The organism is Zhihengliuella halotolerans (genome assembly GCF_004217565.1).
In the GTDB taxonomy this organism is placed as follows: Bacteria; Actinomycetota; Actinomycetes; order Actinomycetales; family Micrococcaceae; genus Zhihengliuella; species Zhihengliuella halotolerans.
In genome coordinates, this window is the sequence record NZ_SHLA01000001.1 from 3377713 (window position 1) to 3390954 (window position 13242).

The 13242-nt window shown below is 68.5% G+C and carries 12 protein-coding genes; 6 read left to right on the forward strand and 6 right to left on the reverse strand.

Annotated features, from left to right (window positions below):
• Positions 1-40: 40 nt before the first annotated feature.
• From EV380_RS15615 to EV380_RS15625, 3 genes are all read right to left on the reverse strand, one after another.
• Positions 41-1363, reverse strand: coding sequence for an extracellular solute-binding protein (locus tag EV380_RS15615; protein WP_207219454.1), 1323 nt, complete (start codon positions 1361-1363; stop codon positions 41-43).
• Positions 1364-1430: 67 nt separating this feature from the next.
• Positions 1431-2351, reverse strand: a complete 921-nt coding sequence (locus EV380_RS15620) for a carbohydrate ABC transporter permease (RefSeq protein ID WP_130451887.1) — start codon at positions 2349-2351, stop codon at positions 1431-1433.
• A gap of 12 nt (positions 2352-2363) precedes the next feature.
• Positions 2364-3203: a carbohydrate ABC transporter permease gene (locus EV380_RS15625; protein ID WP_242607746.1), complete on the reverse strand. Its 840-nt coding sequence runs from the start codon at positions 3201-3203 to the stop codon at positions 2364-2366.
• 286 nt (positions 3204-3489) lie between these two features.
• Here EV380_RS15625 and EV380_RS15630 point away from each other — a divergent pair, with 286 nt between their 5' ends.
• Positions 3490-4713 carry a Gfo/Idh/MocA family protein gene (locus EV380_RS15630; protein ID WP_130451889.1) on the forward strand — a complete coding sequence of 408 codons (1224 nt, stop codon included), beginning with the start codon at positions 3490-3492 and terminating at the stop codon, positions 4711-4713.
• Between the two features lie 13 nt (positions 4714-4726).
• Positions 4727-5749 (forward strand): LacI family DNA-binding transcriptional regulator, encoded by a 1023-nt coding sequence (locus tag EV380_RS15635; RefSeq protein ID WP_102159306.1) that lies wholly within the window; start codon positions 4727-4729, stop codon positions 5747-5749.
• On the opposite strand, the gene EV380_RS15640 is transcribed toward EV380_RS15635, so the two are convergent.
• Positions 5746-6408: a nucleoside/nucleotide kinase family protein gene (locus tag EV380_RS15640; protein WP_130451891.1), complete on the reverse strand. Its 663-nt coding sequence runs from the start codon at positions 6406-6408 to the stop codon at positions 5746-5748. The two genes, EV380_RS15635 and EV380_RS15640, sit on opposite strands and share 4 nt — an antisense overlap.
• Before the next feature lie 172 nt (positions 6409-6580).
• On the opposite strand from EV380_RS15640, the gene EV380_RS15645 reads away from it, so the two are divergent.
• The gene (locus tag EV380_RS15645) at positions 6581-8137 is read left to right on the forward strand and encodes a mannitol dehydrogenase family protein (protein WP_130451892.1); all 1557 of its coding nucleotides are present in this window, start codon (positions 6581-6583) and stop codon (positions 8135-8137) included.
• 185 nt (positions 8138-8322) lie between these two features.
• Here EV380_RS15645 and EV380_RS15650 read toward each other — a convergent pair whose 3' ends face one another.
• Together EV380_RS15650 and EV380_RS15655 are read right to left on the reverse strand one after the other, a co-directional pair.
• Positions 8323-8769, reverse strand: coding sequence for a hypothetical protein (locus EV380_RS15650; protein WP_130451893.1), 447 nt, complete (start codon positions 8767-8769; stop codon positions 8323-8325).
• Positions 8770-8872: 103 nt separating this feature from the next.
• Positions 8873-9811 carry a sugar-binding transcriptional regulator gene (locus tag EV380_RS15655; protein ID WP_130451894.1) on the reverse strand — a complete coding sequence of 313 codons (939 nt, stop codon included), beginning with the start codon at positions 9809-9811 and terminating at the stop codon, positions 8873-8875.
• A gap of 204 nt (positions 9812-10015) precedes the next feature.
• Here EV380_RS15655 and EV380_RS15660 point away from each other — a divergent pair, with 204 nt between their 5' ends.
• From EV380_RS15660 to EV380_RS15670, 3 genes are read left to right on the forward strand one after another with little or no spacing between them, the layout of a single operon-like run.
• Positions 10016-11395: an ABC transporter substrate-binding protein gene (locus EV380_RS15660; protein ID WP_242607656.1), complete on the forward strand. Its 1380-nt coding sequence runs from the start codon at positions 10016-10018 to the stop codon at positions 11393-11395.
• A gap of 3 nt (positions 11396-11398) precedes the next feature.
• Positions 11399-12340 carry a carbohydrate ABC transporter permease gene (locus EV380_RS15665; protein ID WP_130451895.1) on the forward strand — a complete coding sequence of 314 codons (942 nt, stop codon included), beginning with the start codon at positions 11399-11401 and terminating at the stop codon, positions 12338-12340.
• 3 nt (positions 12341-12343) lie between these two features.
• Positions 12344-13237 carry a carbohydrate ABC transporter permease gene (locus tag EV380_RS15670; RefSeq protein ID WP_130451896.1) on the forward strand — a complete coding sequence of 298 codons (894 nt, stop codon included), beginning with the start codon at positions 12344-12346 and terminating at the stop codon, positions 13235-13237.
• The last annotated feature ends 5 nt before the right edge of the window (positions 13238-13242 follow it).

A 13242-nucleotide genomic window follows, 5' to 3' on the forward strand; every position in this document is an offset into this window, starting at 1 on the left:
CCGGCGCGCCGCGGAGGCGGGGTTCAGCGGGGTGTGCGGCCTATTCGAACAGGGCGTTGACCTGGTCGTTGGCGCCGGTCAATGAGCTGGCCGGCGCCTTGCCGGAGACGACGGCGTCCATCGCCGGCGCCATGATCCCGTCGATCTGGGAGGCGTGCGCGGTGATCGGGAAGAGGAACGTGCTGCCCTCCTCGACGTGGGTCGTGAAGGGGGAGACGTCCACACCCTGGGCGTCGTAGGCCGCGGCGGCCTTCTCGGCGGAGGCCGTGATGGCGGGGAAGACGACCGCAGCCTCGGCGACGACGTCCTGGCAGTCGGCGGAGCCGAGGTAGGCCACGAGCTGCGCCGCCTCCTCCGGGTGGTCGGTGCCCGCGTAGACGGAGTCGGCCAGGCCGTTGAACATCGAGGCGCGTTCGCCGGACGGGCCGGTCGGGGTCGGGGCGATGCCGACCTCGACGTCGTCGTACCCCGTGTACTGGCCGATCATCCACGAGCCGTTCGCGTTGAGCACGGACTTGCCGGCGGCGAAGGTGTCCGCCATGGAGGCGCCGACGGTGGTCTCGAGCTTGGGCATGAAGCCCTTGTCGGCGAGGGCGGCGAACCAGTCCATCGAGGCCTGGAAATCCGGGTCGTCGTAGTTGTAGTGGGTGCCCCACGGGTTCTCGTCGGTGTGGGCCCAGCCGGTGGTCCCGGTCAGGTAGCTCCACTCGGTCTGGCCCTGGCCGGATCCGGCGCCGTTGAGGCCCAGCCCGTAGACGGCGACGTTGTTCTTGTCGAAGCCGTCCTCGTCGCCGCGGATGCCGTTGGCGTCGACGCTCAGGTGGGCGATGGCCTCCTCATAGGTGCCGCCGTCGTCGGGGTTCCAGGTCAGGTCGGCGAGGTCGCCAGCGGTGTATCCGGCGTCGTCGAGCAGCTGCTCGTTGTAGAAGAGCGCGATCGTGTCCCAGTCCTTGGGCAGCCCGTAGCGCTGCCCGTCTTCGGCGATCCAGAGGTCGGCGAGGCCCTCGTTGTAGATAGAGGTGTCGACGGCGGCCGTGGCCGCGAGGTCGTCGAGGGCGAGCAGCTGGCCGTTCGCGACGAATTCGGGATAACGGGAGAGGTGGTTGGTGAAGACGTCGGGGGCGGTGTCGGCGACGAAGCCGTTCGTCACCGAGCTCCAGTAGTCGTCCCAGCCCATCTGCGTGACCTCGACGTCGATGCCGGTGTCGGCGGTGAAGTCGGAGACGCACTGCTGGTAGGCGGGCAGCTGGTTCGCGTCCCAGAGCCAGTAGTCGAGGGCGGCGTCGTCGCCGTCCCCGCCTCCGCCGCAGGCGGTCAGAGCGAGGGTCGCGACGCCGAGGGCGCCGAGGGCTGTTCTGCGCATCAGGATGTTCCTTTCGAAGGGGCGGGCAGGGGCCCGCCGGGTGCGGTGAGGTGAAGGTGCGGGGGCGTTACTTGACGCCGGAGAAACCGATCGAGTTGACGATCTTCTTGCCGAAGATCATGAAGAGCGTCAGGACGGGCAGGGCGGAGATCAGGGTCGCGGCCATCAGGCCGGACCAGTCGGGGGCACCCTGCGGGGACTGGGACTTGAACACGCCGAGGCCGACCGTCAGGACGCGCACGTCCGCCGAGTTGCCCACGAGCAGCGGCCAGAAGTACTCGTTCCACTGCTGGATGAAGGTCAGCAGGACCAGGGTGGCGATGGGGGCTGCCGCGTTCGGCAGGATGATCTGGAAGAAGATGCAGAAGTGCTTGGCGCCGTCGAGCATGGCCGCCTCCTCGACCTCCCGGGACATGTTCATGAAGAACTGGCGCAGGAAGAACACGGCGAACGGGGTCATGAAGATGAACGGCAGCACCATCCCCAGCATCGTGTTCAGCAGGCCCAGGTCCTTGATCAGCAGGAAGTTCGGCAGGGCCGTGAAGATCGGCGGCACCATCATCGTCGCGAGGAAGGCGCTGAAGACCACGTTGCGCCCCTTCCAGCGCAGGCGTGAGAAGGCGTAGGCCGCCATCGCGCTGAAGAACACGGCGCCGGCCGTGGTGATGGAGGCGAAGACGACCGAGTTGCGCAGGTAGACCCAGAAGTTGATGTCCGCGCCCGAACCGCCCTGGGCGATGGACTCCTGCGTCGACTGCAGGCCGAAGACACGCTCGAACGCGCCGAAATTGAAACCGACGGGCAGCAGGCTGGTGGCGTTGGCGGCCAGCGACGAGTTCATCGACAGCGAGGTCCGCAGGACCCAGTAGAACGGCAGGACCGAGACGGCGATGGCGATCAGCAGCAGGACCCACGGGACGACGTCGCGCCAGTTGATGCGTTTGGCCGGGCGGTCGTAGGAGCGGTGGGGGGAACGGGTGAGGGGCATGTTCGTGTCTCCTTAGCCCAGGTCCGACTCGTTGCCGCGCAGGAACTTCATCTGGACGAAGGCCACGAGGACGAGGATGAGGAAGAGGATGACGGCGAGGGCGGATCCGTAGCCGAACTGCGACTCGGTGAACGCCTTCTGGAAGATGTAGTACTGCATGACGCGGCTCGCGTTGACCGGGCCGCCCTGCGTGGTGACGGCGACCGTGTCGAATACCTGGAAGGAGCCGATGACGGTGACGACCAGGACGAGCACCAGGACCGGGCGCAGCAGGGGCAGGGTGATGCGGAAGAACGTCTGCACGGCGTTCGAACCGTCCAGGCTCGCCGCCTCGTAGAGCTGGCGGGGGATGACCTGCAGGCCCGCGAAGATCAGCAGGGCCGTATAGCCCATGTGGCGCCACGTGTTAATGAGCGCCTGGGTGGGGATCGCCCACTCCTCGGAACCGAAGAACGCGATCCGGCTGCCGCCGAAGGTCTCGATCAGGTGGTTGACGATGCCGATCTGGTAGTCGAGCAGCCAGAACCAGAGCAGTGCCGCGATCACGTTGGCCATGAGGTACGGCAGCAGCAGCATGCCGCGGATGAACGTCGACTTGGCGATGCGCTGCATCAGCAGTGCGATGCCGAGGGCGAGCAGGGTCTGCAGCACGATGTTGATCACCACGTACTGCCCCGTGACTGCGAGGGCGTTCCAAAAGAGGGGGTCGCGGGCGATGGCCTCGTAGTTCGCCGTGCCCACCCACGTCGGAGTGCCCAGGATGTTGTATTGCGTGAAGCTCAGGTAGACACCGCGGAGCATCGGCAGCAGGAAGAAGACGCCGAGGCCGAGTAGCGCAGGGGCGATGAACATGAGGGCGGCGGGCAGGTCGCCTTTCGTCGGGCTCCAGCCGGCGCGTGCCGGACGACGGCGCCGCACCGGATCGCGCGGCGGCGTGGGCGGCGGCGGAGAATCCGTGCCGGTGGTGGCGAAAGTACTCATCGTCGATCACTCCGAATGTGAGGTGGCTAACAGCTGACGATGAATCTACTGGAGTAAATCTTACTTGGCAAGGGCTACTTCCCTTTTAAATCGGCGAATCTGAGCGAACAAGTCTTTCACTATTGACCCGAGTAGATTTGCCGGGCAGGATGGCCGCATGACGTTTTCACTCGGAATAGTTGGAGCCGGCCAGTTCGCCGGCGTGTTCGCCAAGCTCTTCGCCGCGCACCCCGGAGTGGACCGCGTCTATGTCACGGACGTCGTCGCCGAGCGTGCCGATGCCCTCGCCGAGCGGCTCGACCTGGCGGGGGTGCACGCCGACTTCGAGCAGATGCTCGCCAGCGATGTCGACGCCGTCGCGCTGTTCACCCAGCGGTGGACCCATGGCCCGCTCGTCGTGCAGGCGCTGAACGCGGGCAAGCACGTGTACTCGGCGGTGCCCATGGCCGTGAGCCAGGCGGAGATCGCCGCGATCATCGAGGCCGTGCGTGCAACGGGCCTGACCTACATGATGGGGGAGACCAGCCAGTACAACCCGGCGACGGTCTACGCCCGCGGTCGCCATGCCAACGGGGACTTCGGGCGCATCATCTACGCCGAGGGCGACTACGTGCACGACATGGATCTGGGCTTCTACGACGCCTACAAGTACTCGGGCGGAGCGGACTGGAAGAAGACCGCGAGCTACCCGCCTATGCTGTATCCGACGCACTCGATCGGCGGCGTGCTCGGTGCGGTCGGCGGTCGGGCGACGAGCGTGAGCTGCATCGGCGTGCGGGACCAGCGGGGCGACGGCGTCTTCGACAAGGACATCAGCATGTTCGACAACGACTTCTCCAACGCCACGGCGCTCTTCGAGCTCGACGGCGGCGGCACCATGCGCATCAACGAGATGCGCCGCGTCGGCTACCCGTCGCACTTGCGCGAGTCCCGCTTCCGCTACTTCGGCACCGAGGCGAGCTTCGAGCAGCTCGCCGAGGTCAGCGTGTGGCAAGACAAGGAGAAAGTCACCGATGTCAGCTCAGTACTCGCCACCGCCGCGACGATGGGCGACGACGATGACGCGCTCGCCGACGTCGCCCCCGCCCTGCGCGACGCCTTCGCCTCCGGCATGGCCGAGGTGCATGACGCCTCCCGGCTGCCGCGCGAGTTTGTCGGCCTGCCGAATGGGCATGAGGGCAGCCACCACTTCCTCGTCGACGACTTCGTCACCGCCGTGAACACGGGGACGCTGCCGCCCGTCAACGCGTGGGTCGCCGCGCGCTACACGTTGCCCGGCATCATCGCGCACGAATCGGCGCTGCGCGGCGGCGAGCGCCTGCCCGTCCCGGATTTCGGGGATCCCGAGGCGCCGGTGGGTGCCGCGGACCGCCGCGGATAGGGCCATGAGTACGATGGCTGGTGTGAACTCCAGTCCAGCCGCAGCCCGCTCCGCCGTCACGCGCAAGGACGTCGCGCGTCTGGCCGGCGTCAGCACCGCCGTCGTGAGTTATGTCGTCAACGGCGGGCCGAAGCGCGTGGCGCCGGCGACCGAGGAGAAGGTGCGCCGGGCCGTCGAGGCCCTCGGCTACCAGCCCAACGCCGCCGCCCGCGCTCTGAAGCTCGGGTCCTCCGAAATGTTCGGGATGGTGGTCCCGGACGCGACCAACGCCTTCTTCGCGGCAATGGTGCGGGCCGTGGAGAACGCGGCGCTGGAGCGCGGGTTCGCTGTCCTCTTCGCCGATTCGGATGGCTCGCTGCGGACGGAGCGCCGGCTCGTGCAGAACCTCGTGAACCGGCGGGTCGACGGCGTGTTCCTGGCCAGCGTGCTCGCCGAGCCCGATCTGAGCGATCTCGAGCGGGCCGAGATGCCTGCGGTCCTGCTCAACCGCAGCGTCGAGAGTCCGGCGTTCAGCTCCGTGGGCGTGACCTTCGAGGAGGGGGCGCGGCGGGCGGTCGCGCATCTCATCGGCCACGGGCATCGCGATGTCGGCCTGATCATGGGCACCAATTCGGGTGCGGAGCTGGACCCCCGCGAGGCGGGCTGGCGGCGGGCGCTCGCGGAGGCGGGGCTGGAGGAGGGGATGGTCCTGCGTTCGGAGTTCACGCGCGAGGGCGGTTACCGCGCCGGGCGGCGGTTCCTCGCCGCCGCCGAGCGGCCCTCCGCGGTGTTCGTGAGCTCCGACCTGCAGGCGATCGGTTTCCTGCACGCGGTCCTCGAGGGCGGGCTGAAGGTTCCGGAGGACCTGGCGATCTTCGCCTTCGACGGTTCTCCGGAGTCCGCGTACAGCTGGCCGGCACTGAGCACGGTGGTTCAGCCGGTCGAGAAGATGGCGCGCGCCGCGGTCGACGCGCTGTTCGCTACGCGCGAGGGTCGACCCGTCGAGCACCGGGTTTTCGACGTCGAATTGCTCCCGCGCGCCTCCTGCGGCTGCTAGTCCCAGTCGATGACGCGGTCCGCGCGGTCCCTGGTCTGCTCGATGAGCCGGGCGTTGGCCTCGTCCGTGTCCGTGACCCAGGCCCGCGCCGCGTCGGGCGTCTTGCCGAACCGCTCGTGCCGGGCGATGAGCCGCTCGATTCTCTTCTGCGCCGGCAGGTCCACGAACCAGATCTCGTCGCAGAGGCCGCGCAGCCGGGGCCATGGGTCGGCGTCGGCGAGCAGGTAGTTTCCCTCCGTGATGATCAGGCGGGCAGCGGGCGGAACTTCGATGCCGGCGGCGATGGGTTCCTCCAGGTCGCGCTCGAACCGCGGCGCGAACACCGGCCGGTCCGCGTCGCGGGCCAGCCGCTCCAGCAGCGCGACGTAGCCGTCGGCGTCGAACGTGTCGATCGCGCCTTTGCGTCCCAGCGCGCCGTGGGCTCTCAGGACGCGGTCGCTCAGGTGGAAACCGTCCATCGGCACGACGGCGGCCGCCGGCCCGAGGCGTTCGGCCAGAAGCTCGGCGAACGTCGATTTGCCCGCGCCGGGTGCGCCGGCGATGCCCAGTATGGCGCGCCCTTCCGAGACGCGGAGTAGATCCTCGGCACGCCGCACTGCGGCGGCGATCGCGGCCGTAGGGGCCGGCTGGGACGCGGTGGAGGGCGGACGAACGCGCATGAGAGGCAGTCTATGCGTCGTCGTGAGGGCACTCCGGACAACTTACTGCTCATCTGAGACAATCACAGCGCTCAAATGTTATGCTCGATGGAAGCGAGGGTGTCGTGCATCACTTTGACGGTGACCGCGGGGCCTCGGAACGACTCTCGACACGAGGACGGGGAGCATGATCATGGGCCAAAACGAAGTGGGGCTGGATGGACCCGTCCGCCTGAACGCGGCGGACCTGAAGTCGCCAGCGGCGCACGGGCGGGGCGTCGAGACGCCTGGGTATGCGCTGGATCAGCGCCGGGTCGGCATCGTGCACTTCGGCGTCGGCGGCTTCCACCGCGCCCACCAGGCCCTTTACCTCGACCGGCTCATGCAGCAGGGCCGCGCGCTCGACTGGGCCATCTGCGGCGTCGGCCTCATGCCCTTCGACACCGCGATGCGCGACGCGCTCACCGCCCAGGACGGGCTCTACACACTCGTCGAGAAGGCCCCGGACGGCACGCGTACCGCGCGTGTCGTCGGATCCATTGCCGAGTACCTCTACGCGCCCGACTACCCCGAGGCGGTGCTCGCGCGCCTGGCCGATCCGGCGGTCCGTATCGTCTCCCTCACCGTGACCGAGGGTGGCTACAACTACAACGCGCGCACCGGGGAGTTCCTCGCCGACACCCCCGAGGTGGCCGCCGACCTCGCGGCGGGGGCAGGGCAGCCCCCGCGCACCACCTTCGGGTTCGTGATCGAGGCCCTCCGCCGCCGTCGTGCCGCGGGGACCGCGCCCTTCACGGTGATGAGCTGCGACAACATCCAGGGCAACGGGCATCTCGCGCAGAAGGTCTTCACCGCGTTCGCAGACCTGAAGGACCCGGAGCTGGGTACCTGGATCCGCGCGAACGTCGCGTTCCCGAACTCCATGGTCGACCGCATCACCCCGGTTACGACCGACGCCGACCGCGAGGCCGTCGCCGCCGACTACGGGATCGCGGACGCGTGGCCCGTCGTCTGCGAGGACTTCATCCAGTGGGTGCTCGAGGACGCCTTCCCGGCCGGACGCCCGCCGTTCGAGGAGGTGGGCGTGCAGGTGGTCGACGACGTCGAGCCGTACGAACTCATGAAGCTGCGCCTGCTCAACGCGACGCACCAGGCGATGGCCTACACCGGCTACCTCGCCGGATACCGCTACGCGCACGAGACTGCGCGCGACCCGCTCTTCGCCGAATTCTTCGCCGCCTACATGGACCGCGAGGCGACGCCGACCCTGCGCCCGGTCCCGGGCATCGACCTGGACGCCTACAAACGCCAGCTCATCGAGCGCTTCTCCAACGAGCAGGTCCGCGACACGCTCGCCCGCCTCTGCGCGGAGTCCAGCGACCGCATCCCCACCTGGCTCGTCCCGGTCATCGCACACAATCTGGACGACGACGGCGGTGCCGCCCCACGCGGTTCGGTCGCCCTGAGTGCGGCGATCGTCGCGTCGTGGGCGCGCTACGCGGAGGGTGTCGACGAGGCGGGTGAGTCGATCGAGATCGTCGACCGTCTGAAGGACCGCGTCACGGCGGCGGCCGCGCGCCAGGATGAGGACGAGCTCGCGTTTCTGCGCGACCCGGAGCTCTTCGGCGATCTGGTGGAGAACGAGGAGTTCACCGCCCACTATGTTGCCGCGCTGCGCAGCTTCAAGACCGTCGGTTCGCGCGCGACGCTGGAGGCGCTGAGCGCGTCCGGCTGGAGCGGCCTCGTCTGATCGAGGCTTTCCGGCTGTTCAGCAGCTGGCACAGGCCCGACGGAGCGTCCCGGAACAGCCCGGCGAGGCCTCCGGCGTGCGCGTGACCTACACGGACCGCTTGCGCATTACCCGCTGGTCGGTCGTCACCGGTGTGTACCTGTCGGTCCAGCCGCACGACGGCCGGTGCGCTTGAAGCCGGAGCCCTACGCGTTCTCGGTCGTGGCTGCGGCCGCTGGCGCCCGCGCGGGAAGAGCGGCCGGCGGGCGGCGCCGCAGAGCGCGCCGGGCCAGCCAGAACGCGCCGGCGAGTGCGATCGCGGACAATGGCAGGCTCGCGAGCGGGACGAGCGTCTGCCCGACCATCAGGCTGTGCCAACACGCGGCGACGAGCATCAGTGTGACGGCGACGGTCGCGACGAACCGCGACATCCGGAAGCGCCAGAGCAGGACGAAGGCCATAGCCCCGGAGACCAGAGGAACCGCGAGGGTCATGTAGACGAACATCGCCGTCGAGACCGCGGGCGGGCCGAACAGCGACGAACTCACCCAGAAGCCCCAGTCCAGGGGGACCGCCACGAGCAGGCCGAGGGCCCCGCCTGTGACGACGGCGCCGACTGCCGCCGCTCCTCGACGCAATTCGTCCGCTGCCATTCTCATCCCCCTGATTTGTCCGCGGAACCCTCCGTCCGCGCCATTGTTTCCACGGTATCGTGAAACAACCCACAGGGGCGACAACTCATGGTGAAGCGCGCGGCTATGCGTCGGCCAGACCCGCGTGCTCGGCGAGGGCCGCGGCCAGCTCCCCGTCCACGACGAGCTGCTGGACGAATCCGCTGCGCAGCGCGGCCAGGACCCCGGGCAGGTTGTCCGCGCCGTAGGCGACGGCGACCGTCGTCGCGGCCGTGCGCAGCTGGTCGATCGTGACCGAGATGACCCGGCCGTCGAGGCCCGCGTCCACGTGCCCCCCGTCTGCCGTCAGCAGGCGCCCGGAGACCTCCGCCACGGCTCCCGCCTCCGCGATCGCTGTCCGTTCCGGCCCCGTGAGGCGCTCCCAGACCGTCGATCGGCCGGCGGTCCACGTGCCGATCGCGACCATCGCGATATCCAGACGGTCCGCCCGCGCCTGCGCCTGCGAGATCTCCGGAAGCCGGCGCAGGCTGTCGGCGAGCTCGGCTGTCTCGACGATCAGCGGCGCCGGCAGTGGCCAGGTCCGCCCGTCCGTCGCTGCGCCGAGCCGGTGGATCAGCTGGCCCGAGCCGCCGTCGTCGCCGACGCGCAGGTCGCCGGCGAGCTGTACGACGTCGCACGTGGGCAGTCGTTCGAGGTGCGTGGACATGAGGCTGAGCGTGCGGGACCAGGAGACGCCGATCGTGTCTCCTTCGCGAGCCAGCGAGCCGAGCGTGTCGGCGGCCTGTTCGGCCACGGATTCGCGCGCCGTGAAGCCGGCGGCTCCCCGCGCGATATCGATCGCGTCGACGCCGAGTGCCGCGGCGAGGGCGGCGGCGTCGATGCGCGTGTGGGCGGGGCGGTGGATCGTGATGTCGACGATGCCGTCCCGGCGCGCTTCGTCGAGGTAGCGGGCCACCTGGAAGCGCGAGATCCCGTGCTCCTTGGCGATCTCCACCTTCGACGTGTTGTTCAAGTAGTAGGCCGTGGCGATATCGGCCAGTAGCTCGTGGTGCGTCGTCGACATGGCGATCCTCGGTCAAGGGGGGGGGAGTGGCGGCGGTGCGCTGAGACCCGCGGCCTTGGCGCTCAAATGAGCGTTTCTGGTGATTCTGAGTATGCCACTCTTGCTCATCTGCGCAAATGTGGCTACAGTCACATAACAGATGAGCGTCTACGACTGATCATTTGAGCATGACGCCTGACACTGACACGAGGAGCGCACCCCACCATGAATCGTCAAAGCGCCCGACGCCTCGGCGAGATGCCGCTGAGCCGCCGCGGACTGCTGGGCCTCGGGCTCGGCGCGGCAGCCACCGCCGGGCTCTCCGCCTGCGGATCCAACGGATCGCCGCAGAGCCAGGAGATCGTCGTCGCGATCGTCTCCAATCCGCAGATGCAGGACGCGATCTCGCTGATCGAAGACTTCCGCGCGAAAAATCCGGGCATCAACGTCCGCTTCGTCTCCCTGCCCGAGAACGAGGCCCGGGCCAAGATCACCGCGTCGGTGGCCACAGGAGGCGGCGAGTTCGACGTCGTCATGGTCTCCAACTACGAGACCCCCATGTGGGCGGAGAACGGGTGGATCACCGACCTCGTCCCGTTCATGGATGCGACCGACGGCTACGACCGCCAAGACTTCATCCCGACCATCCGCGAGGCGCTGACCGTGGGGGCCGGGCAGTACTCGGTCCCGTTCTACGGGGAGTCCTCCTTCCTGGTCTACCGCCAGGACCTGTTCGACGACGCCGGTATCAGCATGCCCGAGCAGCCTACGTGGGACGAGGTGGCGGAGATCGCCGCCCGGATGCACGACCCCGCGAACAACTTCTCCGGCATCTGCCTGCGCGGACTCGCCGGCTGGGGTGAGGTCATGGCCCCGCTGAACACCGTCATCAACACGTACGGCGGGCGCTGGTTCGACGAGGCCTGGAACCCGCAGCTGGACAGCCCCGAGGTGCACGCCGCGGTGAGCGATTACGTGAACCTCGTGCGCAACCACGGCCAGCCCGGCGCAGCGACCTCCGGATACGGCGACTGCCTGACCCGTTTCTCCCAGGGCAACGCGGCCATGTGGTACGACGCGACGGCGATGGTCTCCTCCGTGGAGGATCCGGCGTCGTCCCTCGTGGTCGGCAAGACCGGCTACGCGCTCGCTCCCGTGAAGGAGACCGAGTCGGCCGGCTGGCTGTACACGTGGTCGCTCGCGATCCCCGAGACCAGCGAGCGCAAGCAGGCCGCCTGGGACTTCATCGCGTGGATGACCAACAAGGACTACTTCCAGCTCGTCGGCGACCAGGTCAGCTGGGAGCGACTGCCGCCCGGCAGCCGGCAGTCCACCTACGAGATCCCGCAGTATGCGGAGATCGCGTCGTCCTACGCGGGCCCGACGCTCAAGGCCATGGGCCAGGCCAGCCAGGAGACGTCGATGGTGCACCCCGTGCCCTACACGGGACTCCAGTTCGTGGGCATCCCCGAGTTCCAGGATCTCGGCACCCGCGTCGCGCAGCAGATCTCCGCCGCGATCGCCGGGCAGCAGAGCGTCGAGGCCGCGCTCGAACAATCCCAGAGCTTCGCCACGTCCGTGGCCCGTACCTACCAGGAAGGCTGAGCCATGAGCACCGAAACCGCCGTGCGCCGCGGGGAGGGGGCCGGGCCCGCGAGCCCGGAGGCCCGCCGGGCCGCGCGCCGCGAGGGCTGGTCCCGCCGGCTTCCCCTGCTGCCCGCCCTGATCTTCACGATCATCGTCACCCAGATCCCGTTCGCGATGACCATCTGGTACTCGCTGCGGTCCTGGAACCTGCTGCGGCCCGACGGCGAGACGTTCGTCTGGTTCCAGAACTTCGTCGACATCTTCGCCGACTCCACGTTCCGCGGCGCCGCCGTGAACTCGATCCTCATCACCCTCGGCTGCGTCTTCGCGTCCCTGATCCTCGGCACGCTGTTCGCGATCCTGCTGGACCGCGAGTTCCTCGGCCGCGGCATCGTGCGCACGCTGCTCATCACCCCGTTCCTCATCATGCCGGCGGCGACGTCGATGCTGTGGAGCGTCTCCATGCTGAATCCGAGCTTCGGACTGTTGAACTGGGTCATCGGGCTCGTCGGCATCGGGCCGATCGACTTCACCTCGCAGCTGCCGCTGTTCTCCGTGATCATGGCGCTTGTCTGGCAGTGGACCCCGTTCATGATGCTCCTGATCCTCGCGGGGCTGCAGGCCCAGCCGAAGGACGTGCTCGAGGCCGCCTCGCTCGACGGCGCGGGGTGGGGCAAGACGTTCCTCTTCGTCACGCTGCCGCAGCTGCGCCGCTACATCGAGCTGGCCGTGCTCCTCGGCGCGATCTACGTGGTCAACACGTTCGACCAGATCTACCTGATGACGGCGGGCGGTCCCGGCACGGCCAGCGCCAACCTGCCCTTCTACATCTACCAGCGTGCCTTCCTCGGGTTCGACGTCGGCCAGGCCGCGGCCATGGGCGTCGTCACCGTGATCGCCACCATCATCATCGCGACCTTCGCGCTGCGCCTGATCTTCCGCAGCTTCGACGTAAAGGACTGAGTCATGGCCACGACACTGACTTCACCCACCCCCGCGCCTGGCGCGGCCGGCGAGGGGCCAGCGGCGCGCGCGCCCCGTCGTCGTACCGGATCCGCCGGCGGGCGACTGCTGACGATCCTCACCTGGCTGCTCGCGCTCGTGTTCTTCGCGCCGGTGCTGTGGATGGTGACGACGTCGTTCAAGCAGGAGAACGCGGCCGCCTCGACGCCGCCGACGTTCGTCTTCGAGCCGACCCTGCAGCAGTACGCGGACGTGCTGGCCCAGAACGCCGGGCCGTATTTCGCGAACTCGCTCATCGCGACGGGCGTCTCGACGCTGCTGGTCATCGCGCTCGCCGTGCCCGCGGCCTACGCGCTGAGCATCCGGCCCGTGCAGAAGACCTCCGACGTGCTGTTCTTCTTCATCTCCACGAAGATGCTGCCGGTCGTCGCCGTCATCATGCCGATCTACGTGATCTCCGGCCGGTTGCACGTGCTCGACAACGTCTGGACGCTCGTGGTCCTCTACACGTCGATGAATCTGCCGATCGCCGTCTGGATGATGCGCTCCTTCTTCCAGGAGGTGCCGAGCGAGGTGCTCGAGGCCGCCCAGATGGACGGCGCCGGGCTCATGAAGACGCTGCGCTCGGTCCTCATCCCGATGGTGGCGCCGGGTATCGCCGCGACCGCGCTGATCTGCGTGATCTTCTCCTGGAACGAGTTCTTCTTCGCACTCAACCTGACTGCGGCGAAGGCCGCCACCGTGCCCGTGTTCCTCATGGGCACGATGACGAGCGAGGGGTTGTTCCTCGCCAAGCTCTCCGCCGCGAGCGTGCTGGCCTCGCTGCCCGTGGTCCTGGCCGGCTGGGCCGCCCAGAAGCAGCTGGTCCGCGGCCTGTCGATGGGTGCGGTGAAGTAGGCCGG

Bases quoted from the DNA above. Each gene is read 5' to 3' on its own strand.
- EV380_RS15615 (WP_207219454.1), bottom strand. From the start codon at position 1,363: ATGCGCAGAACAGCCCTCGGCGCCCTCGGCGTCGCGACCCTCGCTCTG.
- EV380_RS15620 (WP_130451887.1), bottom strand. From the start codon at position 2,351: ATGCCCCTCACCCGTTCCCCCCACCGCTCCTACGACCGCCCGGCCAAA.
- EV380_RS15625 (WP_242607746.1), bottom strand. From the start codon at position 3,203: ATGTTCATCGCCCCTGCGCTACTCGGCCTCGGCGTCTTCTTCCTGCTG.
- EV380_RS15630 (WP_130451889.1), top strand. From the start codon at position 3,490: ATGACGTTTTCACTCGGAATAGTTGGAGCCGGCCAGTTCGCCGGCGTG.
- EV380_RS15635 (WP_102159306.1), top strand. From the start codon at position 4,727: ATGGCTGGTGTGAACTCCAGTCCAGCCGCAGCCCGCTCCGCCGTCACG.
- EV380_RS15640 (WP_130451891.1), bottom strand. From the start codon at position 6,408: ATGCGCGTTCGTCCGCCCTCCACCGCGTCCCAGCCGGCCCCTACGGCC.
- EV380_RS15645 (WP_130451892.1), top strand. From the start codon at position 6,581: ATGGGCCAAAACGAAGTGGGGCTGGATGGACCCGTCCGCCTGAACGCG.
- EV380_RS15650 (WP_130451893.1), bottom strand. From the start codon at position 8,769: ATGGCAGCGGACGAATTGCGTCGAGGAGCGGCGGCAGTCGGCGCCGTC.
- EV380_RS15655 (WP_130451894.1), bottom strand. From the start codon at position 9,811: ATGTCGACGACGCACCACGAGCTACTGGCCGATATCGCCACGGCCTAC.
- EV380_RS15660 (WP_242607656.1), top strand. From the start codon at position 10,016: ATGAATCGTCAAAGCGCCCGACGCCTCGGCGAGATGCCGCTGAGCCGC.
- EV380_RS15665 (WP_130451895.1), top strand. From the start codon at position 11,399: ATGAGCACCGAAACCGCCGTGCGCCGCGGGGAGGGGGCCGGGCCCGCG.
- EV380_RS15670 (WP_130451896.1), top strand. From the start codon at position 12,344: ATGGCCACGACACTGACTTCACCCACCCCCGCGCCTGGCGCGGCCGGC.